The 20,412-nt window shown below is 63.0% G+C and carries 18 protein-coding genes; 12 read left to right on the top strand and 6 right to left on the bottom strand.

Translation table 11 applies throughout. The features are described 5' to 3' along the window. Window positions 1–45 precede the first annotated feature (45 nt). The 5 genes from EN861_RS23475 to EN861_RS23455 form a co-directional block, all read right to left on the bottom strand. The gene (locus EN861_RS23475) at window positions 46–1,014 is read right to left on the bottom strand and encodes an ABC transporter permease (RefSeq protein ID WP_135865803.1); all 969 of its coding nucleotides are present in this window, start codon (window positions 1,012–1,014) and stop codon (window positions 46–48) included. Continuing rightward, on the bottom strand, window positions 1,011–2,564 hold the full coding sequence (locus tag EN861_RS23470; protein WP_135865801.1) for a sugar ABC transporter ATP-binding protein: 1,554 nt from the start codon (window positions 2,562–2,564) through the stop codon (window positions 1,011–1,013). Before EN861_RS23470 ends, EN861_RS23475 begins: the two co-directional genes overlap by 4 nt. Before the next feature lie 159 nt (window positions 2,565–2,723). Next, a complete protein-coding gene (locus EN861_RS23465; RefSeq protein ID WP_127872337.1) occupies window positions 2,724–3,719 on the bottom strand; it encodes an ABC transporter substrate-binding protein in 996 nt (331 codons plus the stop codon). Window positions 3,720–4,057: 338 nt separating this feature from the next. Then, a complete protein-coding gene (locus EN861_RS23460; RefSeq protein ID WP_135865793.1) occupies window positions 4,058–5,056 on the bottom strand; it encodes an aldo/keto reductase in 999 nt (332 codons plus the stop codon). Between the two features lie 63 nt (window positions 5,057–5,119). Further along, window positions 5,120–6,625, bottom strand: a complete 1,506-nt coding sequence (locus tag EN861_RS23455; RefSeq protein ID WP_127872338.1) for an altronate dehydratase family protein — start codon at window positions 6,623–6,625, stop codon at window positions 5,120–5,122. A gap of 237 nt (window positions 6,626–6,862) precedes the next feature. On the opposite strand from EN861_RS23455, the gene EN861_RS23450 reads away from it, so the two are divergent. The 6 genes from EN861_RS23450 to gndA all read left to right on the top strand — a co-directional run bounded on the left by EN861_RS23450 (window position 6,863) and on the right by gndA (window position 12,715). After that, the gene (locus tag EN861_RS23450; protein ID WP_127277044.1) at window positions 6,863–7,765 is read left to right on the top strand and encodes a GntR family transcriptional regulator; all 903 of its coding nucleotides are present in this window, start codon (window positions 6,863–6,865) and stop codon (window positions 7,763–7,765) included. Between the two features lie 120 nt (window positions 7,766–7,885). Further along, window positions 7,886–8,242: a DUF2946 family protein gene (locus tag EN861_RS23445; protein ID WP_135865886.1), complete on the top strand. Its 357-nt coding sequence runs from the start codon at window positions 7,886–7,888 to the stop codon at window positions 8,240–8,242. Between the two features lie 96 nt (window positions 8,243–8,338). After that, window positions 8,339–8,881 (top strand): copper chaperone PCu(A)C, encoded by a 543-nt coding sequence (locus EN861_RS23440; protein ID WP_135865791.1) that lies wholly within the window; start codon window positions 8,339–8,341, stop codon window positions 8,879–8,881. 47 nt (window positions 8,882–8,928) lie between these two features. Beyond that, window positions 8,929–9,447 (top strand): YcnI family protein, encoded by a 519-nt coding sequence (locus EN861_RS23435; protein ID WP_135865789.1) that lies wholly within the window; start codon window positions 8,929–8,931, stop codon window positions 9,445–9,447. Window positions 9,448–9,576: 129 nt separating this feature from the next. Next, window positions 9,577–11,136, top strand: coding sequence for a copper resistance CopC/CopD family protein (locus EN861_RS23430; RefSeq protein WP_135865787.1), 1,560 nt, complete (start codon window positions 9,577–9,579; stop codon window positions 11,134–11,136). A 151-nt stretch (window positions 11,137–11,287) separates the two neighbouring features. Next, window positions 11,288–12,715 carry an NADP-dependent phosphogluconate dehydrogenase gene (gene gndA / locus EN861_RS23425; RefSeq protein ID WP_127277050.1) on the top strand — a complete coding sequence of 476 codons (1,428 nt, stop codon included), beginning with the start codon at window positions 11,288–11,290 and terminating at the stop codon, window positions 12,713–12,715. On the opposite strand, the gene EN861_RS23420 is transcribed toward gndA, so the two are convergent. Further along, entirely contained in the window at window positions 12,712–13,764 is a 1,053-nt protein-coding gene (locus EN861_RS23420) for a LacI family transcriptional regulator (RefSeq protein ID WP_127277052.1), read from the bottom strand. The two genes, gndA and EN861_RS23420, sit on opposite strands and share 4 nt — an antisense overlap. A gap of 407 nt (window positions 13,765–14,171) precedes the next feature. Between EN861_RS23420 and EN861_RS23415 the strand changes: the two genes are divergently transcribed. The 6 genes from EN861_RS23415 (at window position 14,172) to EN861_RS23390 (ending at window position 20,376) form a co-directional block, all read left to right on the top strand. After that, window positions 14,172–15,410 carry an ABC transporter substrate-binding protein gene (locus EN861_RS23415; protein ID WP_135865786.1) on the top strand — a complete coding sequence of 413 codons (1,239 nt, stop codon included), beginning with the start codon at window positions 14,172–14,174 and terminating at the stop codon, window positions 15,408–15,410. A gap of 85 nt (window positions 15,411–15,495) precedes the next feature. Beyond that, window positions 15,496–16,389 (top strand): sugar ABC transporter permease, encoded by an 894-nt coding sequence (locus tag EN861_RS23410; RefSeq protein ID WP_127277056.1) that lies wholly within the window; start codon window positions 15,496–15,498, stop codon window positions 16,387–16,389. Then, the gene (locus EN861_RS23405; RefSeq protein WP_127277058.1) at window positions 16,382–17,317 is read left to right on the top strand and encodes a carbohydrate ABC transporter permease; all 936 of its coding nucleotides are present in this window, start codon (window positions 16,382–16,384) and stop codon (window positions 17,315–17,317) included. The genes EN861_RS23410 and EN861_RS23405 overlap by 8 nt, the downstream gene beginning before the upstream one ends. Window positions 17,318–17,322: 5 nt before the next feature. Then, window positions 17,323–18,420 (top strand): ABC transporter ATP-binding protein, encoded by a 1,098-nt coding sequence (locus EN861_RS23400; RefSeq protein WP_127277064.1) that lies wholly within the window; start codon window positions 17,323–17,325, stop codon window positions 18,418–18,420. 55 nt (window positions 18,421–18,475) lie between these two features. Continuing rightward, window positions 18,476–19,222: a sugar phosphate isomerase/epimerase gene (locus EN861_RS23395; RefSeq protein ID WP_127277060.1), complete on the top strand. Its 747-nt coding sequence runs from the start codon at window positions 18,476–18,478 to the stop codon at window positions 19,220–19,222. A gap of 11 nt (window positions 19,223–19,233) precedes the next feature. After that, window positions 19,234–20,376 (top strand): Gfo/Idh/MocA family oxidoreductase, encoded by a 1,143-nt coding sequence (locus EN861_RS23390; protein WP_127872346.1) that lies wholly within the window; start codon window positions 19,234–19,236, stop codon window positions 20,374–20,376. Window positions 20,377–20,412 lie beyond the last annotated feature (36 nt).

Genomic DNA, 20,412 nt, shown 5'->3' with positions numbered 1-20,412 from the left:
GGCCCGTTTTGATACTGGGCCGGAGTTCGATTTTCGGTTCGTTGACTACTTGCCGCCGCGGCGGCGCAGGCCATCGAAATAGACGATGACGATGATCAGCACGCCGGTGATGACACGCTGCCAGAAGGCGTTGACGTTGAGCAGGTTGGCGCCGTTGTTGATGGTCGCCAGGATGAAGGCGCCGAGCAGTGGCCCGTGCACCGAGCCGACCGCGCCGAACAGTGAGGTGCCGCCGATCACCGACGAGGCGATCGCCTGCAGTTCCCACCCTTCGGCCTGGGTCGGGTTGCCGATGCCGATGCGCGAAGCCAAGAGCACGCCGACGAACGCCGCGCACAGACCCGACAGCGTGTAGGCCATGAAGATGGTGCGCTGGACGTTAACGCCGGACAGGCGCGAGGCCTCGGCGTTCGACCCAACCGAGAACAGATACCGGCCCCAGCGGCTGTGATGCAGGAAGACATAGGCGGGTATGCCGACCAGCAGGACCATCCAGAACAGATTAGGGACGCCGAGGAAGGAGTTGCGCGAGAATTCCTGGAAAGCATCATTGTTGATCGAAATCGAATTGCCGTTGGTCATCAAGAGGCCAATGCCGCGCAGCGACGTCAGGGTCGCCAGCGTGATGATGAAAGGCGGCAGGCCCATCTTGACGATGCCAAAACCATGGAAGAGGCCGATGGCGACGCCGACCAGCAAGGTGAGCAGGATGGCGACGAAGACCGGGACGCCGGCGTTGATCAACATCGCGGCGATGACGGTTGCGAAGCCAACCACCGCGCCGACGGACAGATCGATGCCGCCGGTGATGATGACGAAGGTCTGGCCGACAGCCAAAATGGCGATCATCGAACCCTGGCGCAGCAGATTCGAGATGTTGTTGGCCGACGCGAAGCTCGATGTGGATAACGACAGGATGACCCACAGCAGCACCAGCAGCGCCAGCAGCGTCAGTCCGAACAGGGCGTTGTAATTGCGCTTCGGTTTTTCGGCAGGAATCGCCTCGGTGCTCATGTCTTTCCTCCCAACTTTTCTTGTTTCTCGGCGAGCGCCTGTGTGAGAATGTCCTCATGATCGGCGGTGTGGAAGCCGTGCGTGGCCACCAGCTTGCCGCGGCGGAACACGTGCAGCGTGTCGGCCAGTTCATAGACTTCCGGCAAATAGGATGAGATCAGGATGATGCCGGCGCCCTTTGACAAGAGCGCGCTGAACAGGCGGTAGATTTCGGCCTTGGTGCCGACATCGACGCCAACCGTCGGCTCGTCGAAGATGAACAGCTTGGCGCCGTGGGCCAGCCATTTGCCGATGACGATCTTCTGCTGATTGCCGCCCGAAAGGCTGGAAGCCAACGCATGGCGCGTCGGCGTCTTGATCCTGAGGCCGGCGATCTGGTGGTCGGCCTCGGCCTTCTCTTTCGCGTTCGAGATCAACAGATTGCGGGAGATGCGCTTGTAGATCGGCAAATTGAGGTTGAGGCCAACCGGCAGGTTGAGACAAAGGCCCTGGTCGCGGCGGCTTTCCGGCGCCAGCGCCATGCCGAGCTTGATCGCGTCATGCTCGGAGTTGATCTGGACATCCTTACCTTCCCACAGGACCTGGCCGGCCGACTTCTTGTGCCGGCCGTAGAGCGTGGTGACGAATTCGCTGCGTCCGGCGCCGATCAGGCCGTAGAGCCCGACGATCTCGCCGGCACGGACTGTCATCGACACGTTCTCGAAGCCCTTGCCCGAGAGGTTCCTGGCCTCGACGATCGCGGCACCCGGAGTGAAATGATCCTTGTGGTAGATCTGTTCGATCGAGCGGTTGATCATCAGCTTGACGAGTTCGGCGTCATTGGTCTCGCTGATGTTCCTGGTGCCGACCAGCGTGCCGTCGCGCAGCACCGAAACACGATCGGCGAGCTCGAACACTTCCTCCATGCGATGGCTGATATAGATGATCGTCACGCCCTCCGACTTCAGCCGGCGGATCAAGGTGAAGAGCTGGTCGGCCTCCTTGCGGGTCAGGTAGGCGGTCGGCTCGTCGAAGATCAGGAACTTGGTGCCGCGCACGGTGGCGCGGGCGGCGGCGATCAGCTGCTGCTGGCCGATGGTGAGGTCACCGAGCATGACATGCGCCGGTAGGTCGAAGCCGAGGCCGTTGATGATCCTCTGCGCGTCTTTGACCATGGCGCGCTGTTGCAGGAGGCCGAAGCGGGACTCCTCCTCGCCGAGGAACATGTTGGCGGCGACGGTGAGATGGCGGCACAGCACCACCTCCTGGTGGACGGCGTTAATGCCCAGCGCCATCGCCTCGTGCGGGGTGGCCAAAGCCGCCGGCTTGCCCTCCCAGATGACCTCGCCGGAGGTACGCGGCATGACGCCGGTCAGAAGTTTTATGAGGGTCGATTTGCCGGCGCCGTTCTCGCCGACAATGGCGTGGATCTCGCCCGCTTTGAAGGCAAGGTGCACCGGCTTCAGCGCATGGGTGCCGGGGTAGCGCTTTTCGAGGCCGTTGAGTTCGAGGATTGTCCTGCCCGGCTGCAGCGTAGGGGCCGGGTGCAGTTCCTGCGCCGTCGACGTCATAACAATCCTCCCAGATTGGTCTCAATCGTTGGGTACGCAGCGATGCGTCTTGAACACGCATCTTGAAGGCGGAGCCTAAAGCACGCAGGCGAATTTCCAAATCGTCCGATGGATGTTTCCGGGGCGACGCCGCCCCGGAAACGATTGTCGCGACGCTGCTTATTTGAGCTTCGGGTTGAGCAGCGCGTCGATCTTGGGATCCTTCATATTGGCCTTGGTAACGAGGTTCGCGCCGGTGTCGACATTCGCCTCGACCTTCTCGCCCTTCGACGCGGCGAGTGCGGTCTTGATGCCGTCGTAGCCCATCCGGTACGGGTCCTGGACGACGAGGCCGGAGATGACGCCATCATTCAAGAACTTGATCAGCTTCTCGTCGCTGTCGAAGCCGATCAGCCCGACCTTGCCGGCAAGGTTGTTCTCGGCGATCGCCTGGCCGACGCCCTGCGCCATGATCAGATTGGAGGCAAAGATGCCCTTGAGGTCGGGATTAGCGGTGATCAGGTCGGTGGCGATGTTGAGGCCGGTGGTGGCCTGACCGTCGGCGTATTTGTCGGCGATAAGCTCGAGGCCCGGATACTTGGCCTTGATCTGTTCGATGAAGCCTTGCTTGCGCTGCTCGAGCGAACCAGCGCCGGGAAGCGCCGTGATCAGCGCGACCTTGCCTTCCACCTTGCCCCCATTGGCGGCACCGATGGCGGCGGCGAGACCGTCAGCGGCGACGCGGCCGCCCTGGACGTTGTCGGTGGTCAGGAAGGAGGTGAAGGCCTTGGAGTCGGCGCCAGAGTCGATGCCGATGACCTTGACCTTGGAGGCCGCCTCGTCGATCGGCTTGCCGAGCGCCTTGAACTCGGTCGGCGAGATGACGACGGCGGCCGGGTTGCTGGCGACGGCGTTTTCGAGGATCGAGATCTGGCCGTTGACGTCGGTTTCAGCCTGGGCGCCGAGCTCCGGCACATTGACGCCGAGATCCTTGCCGGCCTTGCGGGCGCCGGCCAGAACGATCTGCCAGTAGAAAGAGGTCGTATCCTTGACGATGATCGGAATGGTCACGTCGGCCGCCGAGGCGGGCGCGGAATGCATCGCGCCGGCAAGCATCGACGCTGCTGCCAGGGCCACGAAAGCGCGGCGGTTGAGAAGGCTGGTCACGAATTTCATTAGGTTCCTCCCTAAGTCGCCTGGTGAAGGTTTAGCTCCGTTCGGATAGGCGTGGCCCAAACGGAACTTTATCAATAAAAAACAGTTGCACTGTTTTGATAGTGCATCGATCCAGCCGATGCAAGCGGTGTTTCCAGTCAGTCCTCCAAAGGCCTGACAATGCCTCGCCTACCAGCGCGGCTCCTTCCCTTGTCGTAGTCAGGCGCTCCCGTTTCCGTTCCGAGAACGTATGGAATATTAATTCCATATGTCAGTCAATATGGAATGTTCGTTCTTTTCTGGATCGCGACATTGTGAAGTCGGCCCCTGACCCTATGGACATCGCGAAGTACGGGGCCTCAAGCCAGTTCCTGCACCACCGTGTAGGGACGATACTTGGCATATTCCGTCTCCGGCACGTCGATATCGAGCAGTTCGAGGTTGCGCGTCAGGTTCGCCAATTTTGCCGTGCCGGTCAGCACGGTGGCGACGGCTGGCTCGTGCAAGGGAAACTGGAACGCGGCCGCCGGCAGCGGATAACCGCCTTCGCCGGCGATCTTCTCCATGGCGTCGACACGGTCGAGCACATCGTGGCTGGCGGGCTGATAGTCGAAATGGGCGCCTTGCACCGGCCCGGTCGCCAATATGCCCGAGTTGAAAACGCCACCGATCACCAGCGACGTCTGTTGCGCACGGCACAGGGGCAGCAGTTCGGCTTCCGCGCTGCGGTCGAGCAAGGAATAACGGCTGGCGAGCAGGACGCAGTCGAGCGGCGCCCGGCGCATCACGTCAAGGCAGATTGGGACTTCGTTGACGCCGAGCCCATAGGCGGAAATCGTACCGGCCCGCTTCAACTCCTCAAGCGCCTTGAGCCCGCCATCCATCAGCTGGCGGAAATGCAGCTTGGTCTTCTCCACACCATGCGTGTAGACGCCGATGTCGTGCACATACAGGATGTCTATCCTGTTTAGCCCGAGGCGCGCATAGCTGAAGTCTACCGACCGCATGATGCCGTCATAGGAATAGTCGTAATCCAGCGCGAAGGGCAGCGGATCGACATAGGAGTGGTCGGGAACCTGGTCTTCCGGCACCGGGCGGAACAGGCGGCCGACCTTGGTCGAAAGCACGTAGGAATCGCGTGGCTTGTAGCGCAGGAAGCCGCCGAAGCGACGCTCCGACAGGCCGAAGCCGTAGAAGGGCGCGGTGTCGAAATAGCGCAAGCCCGCCTCCCAGGCGCCTTGCAGCGTTTCCATCGCCGCCTCGCGCGAACAGGCGCGGTAGAGGCCGCCGATCGCGGCGCCGCCAAAGCTGATCTCTGTGACCTCCAGCGCTGTCTGGCCGATGCGGCGTCTTTCCATGCACAACCTCCCCGTTCCCGGCCGTTGTCCAGCCCGGCAAGTTTATCAGATATTGCTTGAATTTCAGAGTGTCGCGCCGAGATGCCAGGGCACGAACTCGTTGTCGCCATAGCCGAAATCCTCGCTCTTGGTCTTGCGGCCCGAAGCCGTCTCGACGATGAGTTCGAAGATCTCGCGGCCCATGCCGGCGATGGTCTTTTCGCCGGAGGCGATGACGCCGCAATTGACGTCCATGTCCTCTTCCATCTGGTGATACATGGTCGAGTTGGTGGCGACCTTGATCGAGGGTGTCGGCCGGCAGCCGAAGCAGGAGCCGCGGCCGGTGGTGAAGACGATGACATTGGCGCCGCCCGCGACCTGTCCCGTGGCCGAGACCGGGTCGTAACCGGGCGTGTCCATGAACACCAGCCCGTTGCCGGTGACCTTCTCGGCGTAGCCGAACACGCCGTTGAGCGGCGTCTGGCCGCCCTTGGCGACGGCACCGAGCGACTTTTCCAGGATGGTGGTGAGGCCGCCGCGCTTGTTGCCGGGCGAGGGGTTGTTGTCGATCGAGGCGCCATGCTTGGCGACGTGATCTTCCCACCATTTCACATAGCCATCGAGCTTCTTGGCGACCTCGGGCGTCGCCGCACGATAGGCGAGCAGATGCTCGGCGCCATAAATCTCCGTCGTCTCGGAGAGGATGCCGATGCCGCCGACGCCAGCGAGAATGTCGACCGCCGCGCCCAGCGCCGGATTGGCCGTGATGCCAGACATGCCGTCGGAGCCGCCGCATTGCAGGCCGACGACGATCTCGCTGACCGGAATCGGCTCGCGCTTCAACTGGCCGACTTCCTCTGATATCTCGGCCAGCACGCCCATCGCCTTTTCCACCGATTTGCGCGACCCGCCGGCATCCTGGATGTTGAAGTGGCGCTTGCCGGCGGCGGCACCCTTCTGGCCGTAGAGGGTGAGCTGGTTGACCTCGCAGCCGAGGCCGACCATCAGCACGCCGCCGAAATTCGGATGGCGGGCATAGCCGGCCAAGGTCCGGTGCAGCACCATCATGCCGTCGCCGGTACCGCTCATGCCACAACCCTGGCCATGGACGATCGGCACGAAGCCATCGATGCCGGGATATTTCGGCAGCAAGGTCCTGTTGGCCGTGTCGGCGATCGAATGGCAGACGGTGGCCGAACAATTGACGCTGGCGATGATGCCGATGAAGTTGCGCGTGCCGGCGCGGCCATCGGCTCGGCGATAGCCCATGAAAGTGCGGGCGCGGTCAGCTTCGGTTGCGTGCTCGGCTTCGCTCGGCGGCACCACCGGCAGCCGGCCGGCCTCGAAAACCAGATTGTGCGAATGGACGTGCTCGCCCGGCGCGATGTCCTGTGTGGCGCGGCCGATCGCCTGGGCGTATTTGACCACGGCTTCACCCGCGGCGATCGGCTTGATCGCCACCTTGTGGCCAGGCTCGATGACGGCGGCAGCGAGCGCGCCGCCCGGCAGCGTGGTGCCGATCTCGATACGGCCATTGGCAACGGCGACATTGTCGGCGGGAGATAGAAGAATGGTGTTCGAGGCGTTCACGGGCGTTTCCTGGGTGATCCTGGGATGCGCGGATTGACACGCGCCTGTTAAGAGATAATGTCTTTTATCGTGAAAAAACAGTTTTGCGTCAATTGTTTTTTCGCTCGGGTCGGCCCTTGGTGGCGCTGGAAACAATGAGCCTGGCCCAGTGAAAGCGATTCCTGCTTTCAGGGTCCTGGGAAGATCATATTGCGCTTCAAGCCGGCCGCCGCAAGCGCGGGGATGAATGGGTCAGGGATGTCGAAGAGCAACAACGTCTACAAGGATGCCTACAACCGGTGCCTCAGGCTGCTCGACGAGACGCGCAGCCTGCCGTCGGAACCCGAGCTGGGCGCGCTGCTCGGCGTCAGCCGCACGACCGTGCGCAGCATCCTGGCGCGTATGGAGGAAACCGGGCTGATCGCCTGGAACAAGCGCGCCAAGACGGTGCTGCGCGACCCGCATCCCGACGATTTCTTCCCCGAGGAAGAGACCGACACACTGGCCGAGATCATCGAGCGGTCGTTCATGCGGAGGCTGCTTGCCGGCGGCGCCGAGGCCGGCATGCAGATCAACGAGCTCGAACTGGCGCGTGAGATCGGTGTCGGCACCACCAGCGTGCGCGAGTTCCTGATCCGCTTCTCCCGTTTCGGCCTGATCGAGAAACGCCGCAACAGCCATTGGGTGCTGAAAGGTTTTACACGCGCCTTCGCGCTGGAACTGACCGAGATCCGCGAGATATTCGAATTGCGCTCGGCCGCCGCGTTCACCGCGCTGCCGCGGGATAGTCCGGTCTGGGGGGATCTCGACCGGCTGGAGGAGGAACACCGCGCTCTGGCGCGCGAGATCGCAACGCGCTTCAATGAGTTCTCGGAGCTGGACGAGCGCTTCCACCGGCTCATCCATCGCGCATCGCACAACCGCTTCATCGTTGATTTCTACGACGTCATCGCCATGATCTTCCATTACCATTACCAGTGGAACAAGGCGCAGGAACGCGAGCGCAACGAAGTCGCGATCGGCGAGCATCTATTCTATATCGAGGCACTCAAGTCGCGCGACCTCGGCAAGGTCGATGCAGCCTGCCGCAAGCATCTGAAGTCGGCACGCCAGACATTGCTGACCTCGATCCCGGAAAGCCGGCAACCCCAAAAGAGCTGATCCTGCCGCGTTGCCGCAGCAGCGAATTGGCGATTTTCGACCTGTCTCGGCCGTGCTAGGTATCGTCATCGATTGTTTGAAGAGGCAGATGGCTTGATCGGCCCGGGGAGACGGTGGAGCATTCCGGTCGCGCTTGTCGCGGCCTATTTGCTGTTGCTCCAGTCGACACTTGGTGCGTTCGCCTTCAGCACCGTGTCGAGTGCCGCGCAGCTCGACGCCTTCGGCAACGTCATCTGTACCCACGACGGCGCCTCCCAGCTTCCCGGCGGCGACCAGCATCCGTCCCACCTGCCGGCCTGCTGCACACTTGGCTGCAGCATGTTTTCGCCGGCCTATGCGCCGCCGCCCGATGCCGGGCTTGCACTTGCGTCCTTTTCCTTCGAGACCGTCGCCTTTGTCTTCCCGGCGGCCACGCATCTCGACTTCGCCCGCGAACGCTTCCCGTCGAACCCGCGCGCGCCGCCGCTGGCGGGTTGAGCCTGCTTGCTTGCGGAACCTTTCGCGAGCGTACTCATCCAAGATCAAAACCATTCGCGACCGGCGACGGCGCGATCACCACGTCATGGAGCAACCATGTCCCATTCTTTCCCTCTCGCGGTGGGCACTTTGTTCAGCCGCATTCTGTCTCGCGTCCAGGAACGTTTCGGCGTTGCCGCCCTGGCTTTCGTGATCATGCTCGGCGGCGTCCAGACTGTCCTAGCGCATGAATTCAAACTCGGTGATCTCGAGATCGGGCATCCGTGGTCGCGTGCCACGCCGACCGGCGCCAAGGTGGCCGGCGGCTATTTCACCATCACCAACAATGGCAGCACGCCGGACCGGTTGCTGTCGATTACCTCCGACGTCTCCGAAAAGGCCGAGCTGCATCAAATGGGGGTCAAGGACGGCGTCATGACCATGCGGCCAGTGGACGGTGGCTTGGAAATCCCGGCAGGCGGCAAGGTGGCGCTCGCGCCCGGAGGCTATCACCTGATGTTCATCGGCCTGAAGCGGCAACCCAAGCAGGGCGAAAAATTCGCCGCGACACTGACCTTCGAGAAGGCCGGTAAGGTCAGCGTCGAGTTCGCCGTCGAGGGCATGGGCGAAATGGGTGGCATGGACGACCACGCCAATTGATCGTGTGATCGTGCCGATCCACCAATTTCGACATCAGAGGGACCATCATGAACAGATATCTTTTGGCGGCCGGCGCGTTTCTCGTGCTGGGGACAAATGCCGCCTTCGCGCACATCACGCTCGAGACCCAGGAGGCGGCGGTCGGCTCGACCTACAAGGCAGTGCTGCGCGTGCCGCATGGTTGCGACGGCAAGGCGACGACCGCCGTACGCGTGCAGATTCCGGAAGGGGTGATCGCGGTCAAGCCGATGCCCAAGCCTGGCTGGACGCTGCAGACCAAGAAGGGCAAGTACGAGAAGTCGTACCAGCTCTACGGCCAGGCGGTGGCCGACGGGGTGAAGGAAATCGACTGGAGCGGCGGCAATCTGCCGGATGAATTCTACGACGAGTTCGTCTTCCGGGCGACGCTGACGGCGGATTTGCCCGCCGGCCGGAAACTCTACTTCCCGGTGGTGCAGGAATGCGGCGATGCCGCCGCCCGCTGGATAGAGGTTCCGGCGGCCGGACAGGATGAGGACGCGCTTGAGAACCCGGCGCCCGGCATCAAGCTCACGCCGAAGAAATGATTTTCTGGCGGCGCGCCTGTCGGCAAGGTGCGCCGCCAATTCCATGGCGACAGCATGAACGAGAGATCCCCACTTCAAAGGCCCGCAACGACCAGCAAGCGATTCGGCTGGCCCTGTTGGCTTTTCGCGATGGTCATCGCGTTCATCGTCATGGCCTCGACAAGCCAGGCCCTTGCCCATGCGGCGCTGATCAAGACCGACCCGGCCGACGGCGCCGTGCTGGCACAGGCGCCGGCGCGGTTCTCGCTGACCTTCAGCGAGCCGGTCTCGCCGCTGGTGCTGACGCTGGTGAGGCCCGACGGCACGCCGGTTGCGCTGACATCCTTCCGCCTCAGCGAGCAGACGGTCGAGATCGACAATCCGCGGGCGCTCAAATCGGGCACGCATGTGCTGAGCTGGCGTGTCATTTCCGCCGACGGCCATCCGGTCGGCGGCTCGCTCTTGTTTTCCATAGGTGCGCCAAGCGAGCCGCCGGACGTCTCCGAAGCGATCGACTGGCCGCTGCGGTCAGCGATCTGGATCGGCAAGGTCCTTCTCTATGCAGGTCTTTTCTTCGGCATTGGCGGCGCTTTCGCCCTTGCCTGGCTGGCCGGGGATGGCCGTGCCGGTCAGCGCTTTGTTGCCGGGGCGATCCTGTGCGGACTGGTGGCGGCGCCGCTGTCGCTGGGCTTGCAAGGCCTCGATGCGCTCGGCGCGCCGCTCTCCCATCTGGCGCAGCCGGTTGTCTGGCGCACCGGTCTTGGGACCAGTTTCGGCTGGACGGTGCTGATCGCCCTGATAGCGCTGGGACTTGGCCTGGTGTCGCTGGCCGCACCGCGCGCGGCTGCCAGGCCACTTGCCCTTGCCGGGCTGGCGGGTGTGGGCGCGGCACTTGCCGCAAGCGGCCACGCAAGTGCGGCCGAGCCGCAATGGCTGACACGGCCGCTGGTTTTCGTGCATGGCGCCGGTATCGCGTTCTGGGCGGGCGCTCTGGTGCCGCTCGGTCTCGCGCTGAAGCGTCAAGCGGCCGGCGCCGTCGAATTCCTGCGTCGCTTCTCATGGGCCATCCTGCCCGTGGTCGCCTTGCTTGCCGCGGCGGGCATCGTGTTGGCCGTGATCCAGGTGCGGACGCCCTCGGCGCTGGTCGACACTGCCTATGGCCGGCTGCTGCTGGTCAAGCTCGCGCTGCTGGTCTTCCTGTTCACGCTGGCCGCCGTCAATCGCTGGAAGCTCACCGCTTCGGCCGAGGCGGGCGCGACCGAGGTGCAACGCAGGCTCACCCGCTCGGTCGGCGTCGAAGTGCTGATCGTGTTGGCGATCTTCGGTGTCGCCGCGGGCTGGCGCTTCACACCGCCGCCACGGGCGTTGGCGATCGCGGCGGCGCAACCGGTTTCGGTCCACATCCACGCGCTGCAGGCGATGGCCGATCTCAGCATCACGCCTGGCCATGCCGGGCCGGTTTCCGTCTCGATGATCATCATGACCGGGGATTTCGGACCGCTCGATGCCAAGGAAGTGACGCTGGTGCTGTCGAAGCGCGACTCCGGCATCGAGCCGCTGAAGCGCGCGGCAACCAAGCCAGGCGACGGCAGCTGGCGTGTCGGCAACCTCGTCATCCCGGTTCCCGGCCGCTGGACGGTGCGCATAGACATATTGGTCTCGGACTTCGACGTGGTGAAGATCGAGGCGCCGATCGACATCAGGCCGTAACTCACGGATGTGATACCATTGTCGAACGGGAAACGTCTGCGTACGGCTGTAACACAATTCGGCGAGGCGGTTGACGCGGCCCGAAACGCTCGTCAATCATCGCCCGCAAAACACGGCCTCAACAAAGCGATCCGAAAGCAGGGAAGAAACGATGGAGAAAGCCGAAATCGGCCTGATCGGCCTTGGCACGATGGGCTCCAACCTGGCGCTGAACATCGCCGAACACGGACACCGCATCGCCGTCTTCAACCGCACCAAAGCACGCACGGACGCCTTCGTCGAGAATGCCGGTGCGCTCAGGGACATGGTCGTCCCCTGTTACAGCCTGGAAGAGCTTGCCGCGGCGATCCGGCCACCCCGCCCGATCATCATCATGGTGCTGGCCGGCAAGCCGGTGGACGAGCAGATCGAAGCGCTGCGCGGCGTGCTGTCGGCCAACGACATCGTCATCGATGCCGGCAATGCCAATTTCCGCGACACGATGCGGCGCTTCTCCGAGCTCTCCGGCTCGGGTTTGACCTTTATCGGCATGGGCGTCTCGGGCGGCGAGGAAGGCGCGCGCCATGGGCCGTCGATCATGGTCGGCGGCACCGAAGACTCCTGGAAGCGTGTCGAGAAGGTGCTGACCGCCATCTCCGCCAAGTTCAAGGACGAGCCGTGTGCCGCCTGGCTCGGTACGGACGGCGCCGGGCATTTCGTCAAGACCATCCACAACGGCATTGAATATGCCGACATGCAGATGATTGCCGAGATCTACGGTATCCTGCGCGATGGCCTGGGCATGGGGCCGAAGGAGATCGGCACGGTATTTTCCAACTGGAACAAGGGCCGGCTCAATTCCTACCTGATCGAGATCACCGCCAAGGTGCTCGCCGCCGACGATCCGAAGACCGGCAAGCCGGTGGTCGACATCATCCTCGATCGCGCCGGCCAGAAGGGCACCGGCAAATGGTCCGTCATCGAGGCGCAGCAGCTCGGCATTCCGGCGACCGCGATCGAGGCGGCGGTGGCGGCGCGCGTGCTGTCGTCGATCAAGGACGAACGGCAGGCAGCCGAAAAGGCCTATGGCAATATCGGCGTGACGAAAATTTCTGGCGACAAGGATACGCTGCTGAAAGACCTCGAACTGGCGCTGTTCGCCGGCAAGATTGCTGCTTACGCGCAGGGCTTTGCCGTGATGGCCGGCGCCTCGAAGGAGTTCAACTGGAACCTGCCGATGCCGACCATCGCCAAGATCTGGCGCGCCGGCTGCATCATCCGCTCGCAAATGCTCGACACAATGGCCGAGGCCTTCAGCAGTGGCGGCGCTTCGACCAACCTGCTGATGGCGCCGGCTTTCATCAGCTTGATGCAGGAGGCGCATCCGTCGCTGCGGCGCATCGTGGCGAGGGCTTCCGAAGCCGGGACGCCGGTGCCGGCGCTGTCTTCGGCGCTTGCCTATTTCGACAGCTATCGCCAGGGCCGCGGCACCTCGAACCTGATCCAGGCGCAGCGCGACTTCTTCGGTGCGCATGGTTTCGAGCGCATCGGCGAGCAGGGTGCGTTCCACGGCCCTTGGGGCAGCGGCGCGGCGCGTTAGTCGCCTGAGCGCCGATAGGCCACAACGCCCTTCGGCTCGCTCAGGCTCTGCAGCGAGCCGGGCGCGGTGCCGCCGATCCAGCCGAGCACCGAGCGCGCAAGCTCGGAGCCGGCCAGCCGGAAATCTTCGTTGACGACCAGCAATTCATGCCGGAACAGATGCAGCAGATCCGACGACTGCTTCGACACCACGTCGACGTCGCGGCCGAGCTTGAAGCCGGCATCCTCTATACCGGCGACGATGGCGAGCGTCGCGGCGGCGGCGCTGCTGATAATGCCGTCCGGTCTGATATCGCGCCGCATCAGCTGCGCGGTCCTCATCCTGATCTGTTCGATCGAATGGTCGATCGAGATGGTGTTGAACGGCACCTCGCTGGCGCCGACTTCGCTCAGCGCGTCGGCAAAGCCGTCGACCGTATGGCGGTAGTAGCTCAAACCGGCCGGCGGCGTCACCAAAGCGAGCCGGCGGCGGCCCATGCCGGCGAGATGGCGCACGGCCTCGGCAGCGAAGGCGTAGTTGTCGAAATCATGGTAGGGATGAACCAGCCCCATATCGGTGCGGCCATGCGTGGCAAAGGGAATGCCGCGCTCCAGCATGTAGCGGGCGCGGGGATCGTTCGGCTGCGTGCGCGAGATGATGACACCGTCGGCCGAACCGGTCTCCACGAGATAGCGCACCGGATCCAGCGGATCCTGCGAGCGCGAATAGGGTGTGACGATCAGGTGGTAGGGCGTGTCGGCGATGACTTCGGTGACGCCATAGATGATGTCGGAGACGAAGCTCATGATCTCCTGCTCGGTGTTGAGCACGAGGCTGATGACATTGGTCTTGCCGGTCCTGAGGCGCACGCCGGCGCGGTTGGGCCGGTAGCCGATCTGCTTGGCGACGAGCTGGACGCGGCGCCTGGTCTCGGCGCCGATCTCCGGGGCATCCTTCAGGGCGCGCGATACGGTGGTGACGCCGAGCCCGGTCATGAAGGCAAGCGTCTTCAGCGTCGGCCGCTTTTGCGCCGACGCCTCTTCGGTTTTTTTCGTCCGCTGTTTGTCCATTCTTCCCGCCCGTCAGGCGCATAGCAGCCGCAGGCCGGGTCGGCAATCGCCGCAATCCGCAATCCGGCGTGATTTCAGGCCTTGTGTGGTTGCAATATACTGAAACGTTACAGATTGCCAATCTCGGCTTGTCGTGCGCCAATATGGTCACGGATGTCTGGCGGGCAGATTCCTCCGGGAATCCAAGGTGAAGGCTGTCCTGGCGGCGACTTTGCCGAGTTTTACAGGCAAATTGACCGTTTTGCACTGCAATCGCTACGTGTTGCGGTGCAGCACGCCCGTGAGCTCCAGGAATTTATTCGCGCTTCGAAAAAATGTAAGGTCACCGGCACGACCGGGGTTGCACCATCGGCGCAATTGCCGTATCGAAAATCTGTAACGTTTCAGATTTCTGGGAGGAAGCCGAAATGCGATACAAATTCCTGACCGCTGCCTTTGCCGCGACAGTTGCGCTCAACGTTGCCGGGCCGGCGGCCGCGACCGATCTGGAAGTCACCCATTGGTGGACCTCCGGTGGCGAGGCGGCGGCGGTCGCCGAACTCGCCAAGGCATTCGACGCCACAGGCAATCACTGGGTCGACGGTGCCATCGCCGGGTCCGGCGGTACGGCGCGGCCGATCATGATCAGCCGCATCACGGGCGGCGATCCGATGGGAGCCACCCAATTCAATCATGGCCGGCAGGCGGAAGAACTGGTGCAGGCCGGCCTGATGCGCGACCTCACCGATGTCGCCACCAAGGGCAAATGGACGGAAGTGGTGCGGCCCAAGAGCCTGCTCGACAGTTGCACGATCGGCGGCAAGATCTATTGCGTGCCGGTCAACATCCATTCCTGGCAATGGCTGTGGCTGTCGAACGCGGCCTTCGAGAAGGCCGGCGTGCCGGTGCCGAAGAACTGGAATGAATATGTGGCCGCGGCCCCGGCGCTGGAGAAGGCAGGCATCGTGCCGCTCGCGGTCGGTGGGCAGGCCTGGCAGGCATCGGGCGCCTTCGACGTGCTGCTTGCCGCGGTCGGCGGAACCGACACCTTCCTCAAGGTCTACAAGGACAAGGACGCCAAGTTCGCAGCCGGTCCCGAAGTCGCCAAGGTCTTCAAGGCGGCCGACGATGCGCGCAAGATGGCCAAGAACACCAATGTGCAGGACTGGAACCAGGCCACCAACATGGTCATCACCGGCAAGGCCGGCGGCCAGATCATGGGCGACTGGGCGCAAGGCGAGTTCCAGGTCGCCGGCAAGACCGCCGGCAAGGACTATACCTGTCTTCCCGGCCTTGGCCTGAACGAGGTCATCGCCACGGGCGGCGACGCCTTCTATTTCCCGCTGCTCAAGGATGCCGACAAGGCCAAGGCGCAGGAAGTACTGGCCGAAACCCTGCTCGATCCCAAGACCCAGGTCGCCTTCAACCTCAAGAAGGGTTCGCTGCCGGTGCGCGGCGACGTCGACCTCGCCGCGGCCAATGACTGCATGAAGAAGGGCCTCGCCATCCTGGCCAAGGGCGCGGTCATCCCGTGGACGGACCAACTGCTCTCGCAGGACAGCCAGAAGCAGAAGGAGGACCTGTTCTCGGAGTTCTTCGCCAAGCCCGACATGACCCTCGAAGAGGCGCAGAAGCGCTTCGCCGACATCATCGCTTCCGCCGATTGATCTCAGGCGCCCCCGCCAGCTCCCGGCCCTTGTCCATCGAGGGTCGGGAGCGTGAGGCTCTTATTGTCCCAGCGAGGCTGCCGAGATGAGCAACAGCGAACGCCCCAACCGGCTTTTCCGCAATCTCAACGCGAAAATCGCCTCGATCCCGATGGTGCTCACCGCCGGGGTGGTGTTCGTCGGCGGCACGGCGTGGACGGTGCTTTATTCCTTCACCAATTCGAAGCTCCTGCCGCGGCTGAATTTCGTCGGGCTCGACCAGTATTACCGGCTGTGGGCGACGCCGCGCTGGCTGATCTCGATCGAGAATCTCTTGATCTACGGCGTGATCTCACTGGTGTTCTCGCTGGTGATCGGGTTTCTGCTGGCAGCCCTGCTCGACCAGAAGATCCGTTTCGAGGACACGTTCCGCACCATCTTCCTCTACCCCTTCGCACTGTCTTTCATCGTCACCGGCCTTGTCTGGCAGTGGCTGCTCAATCCGGATTTCGGCGTCCAGGGAGTGGTGCGAAGCCTGGGCTGGACCAGCTTCGACTTCAATCCGCTCTACAATTCCAGCATCGTCATCTACGGCATATCGATCGCCGCGCTTTGGCAAGGCACGGGACTGATCATGTGCCTGATGCTGGCGGGCCTGCGCGGCATCGACGAGGATATCTGGAAGGCCGCACGGGTGGACGGGATACCCATGTGGAAGACCTATCTCTTCATCATCATCCCGATGATGCGGCCGGTTTTCATCACCACGCTGGTGATCATCGCGTCCGGCATCGTCAAGGTCTACGACCTCGTCGTTGCGCAGACCAGCGGCGGTCCCGGCATCGCCTCCGAAGTGCCGGCAAAATATGTCTACGACTACATGTTCTTCGCCCAGAATCTCGGCCAGGGCTTTGCCGCCTCGACCATGATGCTGCTGTCGGTGATGATCGTCATCGTGCCGTGGGCCTATCTCGAATTCGGAGGCCGCAAGCGTGTCTGACCATGCCGTCTCCTTGTCCGCCACGTCGTCAAACCCGCAAGCCGGCGTCTCCGGACCGAGCGGACCGAAGCCGCGACACGTGTTCTCGCGCCGCAACATTTTCCTCTACGGTACGCTCATCGTCGTGGCGCTCTACTACCTCCTGCCGCTCTATGTGATGGTCGTCACCTCGCTCAAGGGCATGCCGGAAATCCGCCTCGGCAACATCTTCTCGCCGCCGCTCGAGATCACCTTCGAGCCCTGGGTCAAGGCGTGGTCGCAGGCCTGCACCGGCCTCAATTGCGACGGGCTTTCGCGCGGTTTCTGGAACTCGGTGCGCATCACCGTTCCCTCGGTGATCCTGTCGATCGCCATCGCCTCGGTGAACGGCTACGCGCTGGCCAACTGGCGCTTCAAGGGCGCCGACACATTCTTCGTCATCCTGATCGTCGGCGCCTTCATTCCCTATCAGGTGATGATCTATCCGATCGTCATCATCCTGCGCGAGATCGGCCTCTATGGCAGCCTTACAGGCCTGGTGATCGTGCATTCCATTTTCGGCATGCCGATCCTGACGCTTCTGTTCCGCAATTATTTCACCTCGATGCCGGAGGAGCTGTTCCGGGCGGCGCGCGTCGACGGCGCCGGCTTCTGGGGCATCTACCTGCGCATCATGCTGCCGATGTCGCTGCCGATCTTCGTCGTCGCCATCATCCTGCAGGTAACCGGCATCTGGAACGACTTCCTGTTCGGCGTCGTCTACACCCGTCCCGACACCTATCCGATGACGGTGCAGCTCAACAACATCGTCAACTCGGTGCAGGGCGTGAAGGAATACAACGTCAACATGGCCGCCACCATCCTGACCGGCCTGGTGCCGCTGGTCGTCTATTTCATTTCCGGCAAATTGTTCGTGCGCGGCATTGCCGCCGGCGCGGTGAAAGGGTGATGGCGATGGCGGCGAACGGCACCAGCGTTTCGATCCAGGACTTGTCGCTGAACTTCGGCGCGGTCTCGGTGCTGCAGACGCTCAACCTCGATGTCGCCGAAGGCGAGTTCATCGTGCTGCTCGGACCTTCCGGCTGCGGCAAGTCGACCTTGCTCAACTGCATTGCCGGCCTGCTCGACATTTCGGAAGGCCGCATCTTCATCAAGGGCAAGAACGTCACCTGGGAAGAGCCCAAGGACCGCGGCATCGGCATGGTTTTCCAGTCCTATGCGCTCTATCCGCAGATGACGGTGGAGAAGAACCTGTCCTTCGGGCTGCGTGTCGCCGGCATCGCCAAGGACGAAATCGCCAAGCGCATCGCGCGTGCCGCCGAGATCCTGCAGATCGAGCCGCTTTTGCAGCGCAAGCCGGCGGCACTCTCGGGCGGCCAGCGCCAGCGCGTGGCGATCGGGCGGGCGCTGGTGCGCGATGTCGATGTCTTCCTGTTCGACGAACCGCTGTCCAATCTCGATGCCAAGCTGCGTTCGGAGTTGCGCGTCGAGATCAAGCTTCTGCACCGCAAGCTGCAGAACACGATGATCTACGTCACCCACGACCAGATCGAGGCGATGACGCTGGCCGATCGCATCGCGGTGATGAAGGGCGGTGTCATCCAGCAGCTCGACGCGCCGCAGACCATCTACAACCGTCCGGTCAACCGGTTCGTTGCAGGGTTCCTCGGCTCGCCGGCGATGAATTTCGTCGAGGGGCAGCTGGAGGCTGGCACGACGGCGGTGTTCAAGACCGGGGATTTGACCATACCGCTCGATCGCTACGGCTTCGACGGCGCCGGCACCAAGAGCGGGCCTTGCGTGTTCGGGATCCGGCCGGAGCACGTTGCCTTTGGCGAGGCCGCGAACTCCATGCCCTTTGCCACCGATGCCGCCGTGGAAATCGTCGAGCCGATGGGCTCCGATACGCTGGTGTGGACGAAACTCGGCGGGCGCAATTTCTCCTTCCGGGTCGAGGCGGAAAAGACGCTGCGCAACGGCGATCCGATCCGGATCGGCTTTGATCCCGCTCGCGCCTCGCTGTTCGATACCCCATCCGGCAACCGCATGTAGCTCCCAAGAAGACCATCCTCCCAAAGACAATCCCCAAGCAGAACGGACAGAGACGATGAACTGGTCATTCCAACTTTATAGCGCCCGCAATTTCTTGCCTTGGACCGATGTGCTCGAAATGCTCGGCAAGCTCGGTTACGCCGAGGTCGAAGGCTTCGGCGGCGTCTATGACGATCCCAAGGCCTTCCGCGCCGAACTCGACAAGAACGGCCTTGCCATGCCGACCGGGCATTTTTCCATCGATGCGCTGGAGAAGGATTTCGACGGCGTGCGCCGGATCGCCGAAACGCTCGGCGTCAAGCTCTTGATCTGCCCCTATCTGATGGCGGAGGACAGGCCATCCGATACCGCCGGCTGGCGCGGCTTCGGCGAGCGCCTGGCCAAGGTCGGCGAGGTGGCCTCGAAGGCCGGCTATGGTTTTGCCTGGCACAACCATGATTTCGAGTTCAAGGCGCTCGCCGACGGCTCGCTGCCGCAGGATCATATCCTGTCCTCCGCCCCCGACATTGGCTGGGAAATGGACGTTGCCTGGGTGGTGCGCGGCGGCGCCGACCCGCTGCCCTGGATCGAAAAGCACGGCAAGCGCATCGTCGCCGTGCATGTCAAGGACATGGCGAAGCCGGGTGAGGGGCTGGATGAGGATGGCTGGTCGGATGTCGGCCACGGCACGATCGACTGGGCGGACCTGATCAAGGTGTTGCGGGCCAAGAGCGCGGCGAAATACTTTGTCATGGAACAGGACAATCCCAACGACATCGAGCGCTTCGCCCGCCGCTCGATCGCAACCGTCAAGAGCTACTAGGAACAACCACCATGGCAAAGAAACTGGGTATTGGCGTCATCGGCTGCGGCAACATCTCGAAGGCGTATTTCTCGCTGGCGCCGCTGTTTCGCGGCATCGAGATGCGCGCCTGCGCCGACATCAACATGGACGCGGCCAGGGCACGGGCGAAGGAATTCAAGCTCCGTGCCGAAACCGTCGAGGATCTGCTCAAGGCCGACGATATCGACATCATCGTCAACCTGACCATTCCGGCCGTGCACTACGAGGTGTCGAAGCAGGTGCTCGATGCCGGCAAGCACGTCTATTCGGAAAAGCCGTTCGTGCTGTCGCTCAAGGAGGGCCAGGACCTCAAGACGCGGGCCGAGAAGAAGGGGCTGCGCATCGGCTCGGCGCCGGACACGTTTCTCGGCGGCGCGCACCAGTTGGTGCGTGAACTGATCGACGAGGGAAAGCTCGGCCGGATCACCAGCGGCACCTGCCATGTCATGGGCCATGGCATGGAACACTGGCACCCCAATCCGGACTTCTTTTTCCAGCCGGGCGCCGGGCCGGTGCTCGACATCGGACCGTACTACATCACCAATCTCATCCAGCTGATCGGGCCGGTGAAGCAGGTGGCGGCTTTCGCGACGACCCCCGCCAAGGAACGGACAATCAGTTCCAAGCCGCGAGCGGGTGAAAAAATCCCGGTCAACACGCCGACCACCATTCACGGCCTGCTGGAATTCGAGAACGGCGCCGTGGTGACGCTGAACACAAGCTGGGACGTCTGGGCTCACGGCCACGCGCCGATGGAGCTTTATGGCGAGGCCGGAACGGTGTTCGTGCCGGATCCGAACTTCTTCGGCGGCGACGTTCGCTTCACCGAAGAGGGAAAACCGGTCAAGAAGCAGCCGAAATGGAAGCATCCGCTGGGCATCCCCAATGAGATGCACGGCCAAGGCATGATGGCCAATTACCGCACGGCGGGCCTGGCCGACATGGCGCTGGCGATCGCCGAGGGGCGGCCGCACCGCTGCTCGATGGAACTCGCGCTGCATGCCGTCGATGTCATGACTGGCCTCCTGCGCTCCGGCGAAACCGGCAAGTTCGTCGCCATGCAGACCACATGCGAGCGTCCGGCCGCGCTTGGCGTCAAGCAAGCCAAGGATCTCCTGGCCAAGAAGAAGTAGTCGCGGAGATTATCGATAATTTTGCTTGCCCTCTCC

Source organism: Mesorhizobium sp. M8A.F.Ca.ET.218.01.1.1 (assembly GCF_004791165.1).
GTDB lineage: Bacteria > Pseudomonadota > Alphaproteobacteria > Rhizobiales > Rhizobiaceae > Mesorhizobium.
Note: the sequence above shows the minus strand (reverse complement) of the source record. Positions and strands in the feature narration are given on the sequence as shown.

What these genes read in the sequence shown, in the direction of transcription:
- EN861_RS23475 (WP_135865803.1), bottom strand. Translation starts at nt 1,014, where the DNA reads ATGAGCACCGAGGCGATTCCTGCCGAAAAACCGAAGCGCAATTACAAC.
- EN861_RS23470 (WP_135865801.1), bottom strand. Translation starts at nt 2,564, where the DNA reads ATGACGTCGACGGCGCAGGAACTGCACCCGGCCCCTACGCTGCAGCCG.
- EN861_RS23465 (WP_127872337.1), bottom strand. Translation starts at nt 3,719, where the DNA reads ATGAAATTCGTGACCAGCCTTCTCAACCGCCGCGCTTTCGTGGCCCTG.
- EN861_RS23460 (WP_135865793.1), bottom strand. Translation starts at nt 5,056, where the DNA reads ATGGAAAGACGCCGCATCGGCCAGACAGCGCTGGAGGTCACAGAGATC.
- EN861_RS23450 (WP_127277044.1), top strand. Translation starts at nt 6,863, where the DNA reads ATGTCGAAGAGCAACAACGTCTACAAGGATGCCTACAACCGGTGCCTC.
- EN861_RS23440 (WP_135865791.1), top strand. Translation starts at nt 8,339, where the DNA reads ATGTCCCATTCTTTCCCTCTCGCGGTGGGCACTTTGTTCAGCCGCATT.
- EN861_RS23435 (WP_135865789.1), top strand. Translation starts at nt 8,929, where the DNA reads ATGAACAGATATCTTTTGGCGGCCGGCGCGTTTCTCGTGCTGGGGACA.
- EN861_RS23430 (WP_135865787.1), top strand. Translation starts at nt 9,577, where the DNA reads ATGGTCATCGCGTTCATCGTCATGGCCTCGACAAGCCAGGCCCTTGCC.
- gndA (WP_127277050.1), top strand. Translation starts at nt 11,288, where the DNA reads ATGGAGAAAGCCGAAATCGGCCTGATCGGCCTTGGCACGATGGGCTCC.
- EN861_RS23420 (WP_127277052.1), bottom strand. Translation starts at nt 13,764, where the DNA reads ATGGACAAACAGCGGACGAAAAAAACCGAAGAGGCGTCGGCGCAAAAG.
- EN861_RS23415 (WP_135865786.1), top strand. Translation starts at nt 14,172, where the DNA reads ATGCGATACAAATTCCTGACCGCTGCCTTTGCCGCGACAGTTGCGCTC.
- EN861_RS23410 (WP_127277056.1), top strand. Translation starts at nt 15,496, where the DNA reads ATGAGCAACAGCGAACGCCCCAACCGGCTTTTCCGCAATCTCAACGCG.
- EN861_RS23400 (WP_127277064.1), top strand. Translation starts at nt 17,323, where the DNA reads ATGGCGGCGAACGGCACCAGCGTTTCGATCCAGGACTTGTCGCTGAAC.
- EN861_RS23395 (WP_127277060.1), top strand. Translation starts at nt 18,476, where the DNA reads ATGAACTGGTCATTCCAACTTTATAGCGCCCGCAATTTCTTGCCTTGG.
- EN861_RS23390 (WP_127872346.1), top strand. Translation starts at nt 19,234, where the DNA reads ATGGCAAAGAAACTGGGTATTGGCGTCATCGGCTGCGGCAACATCTCG.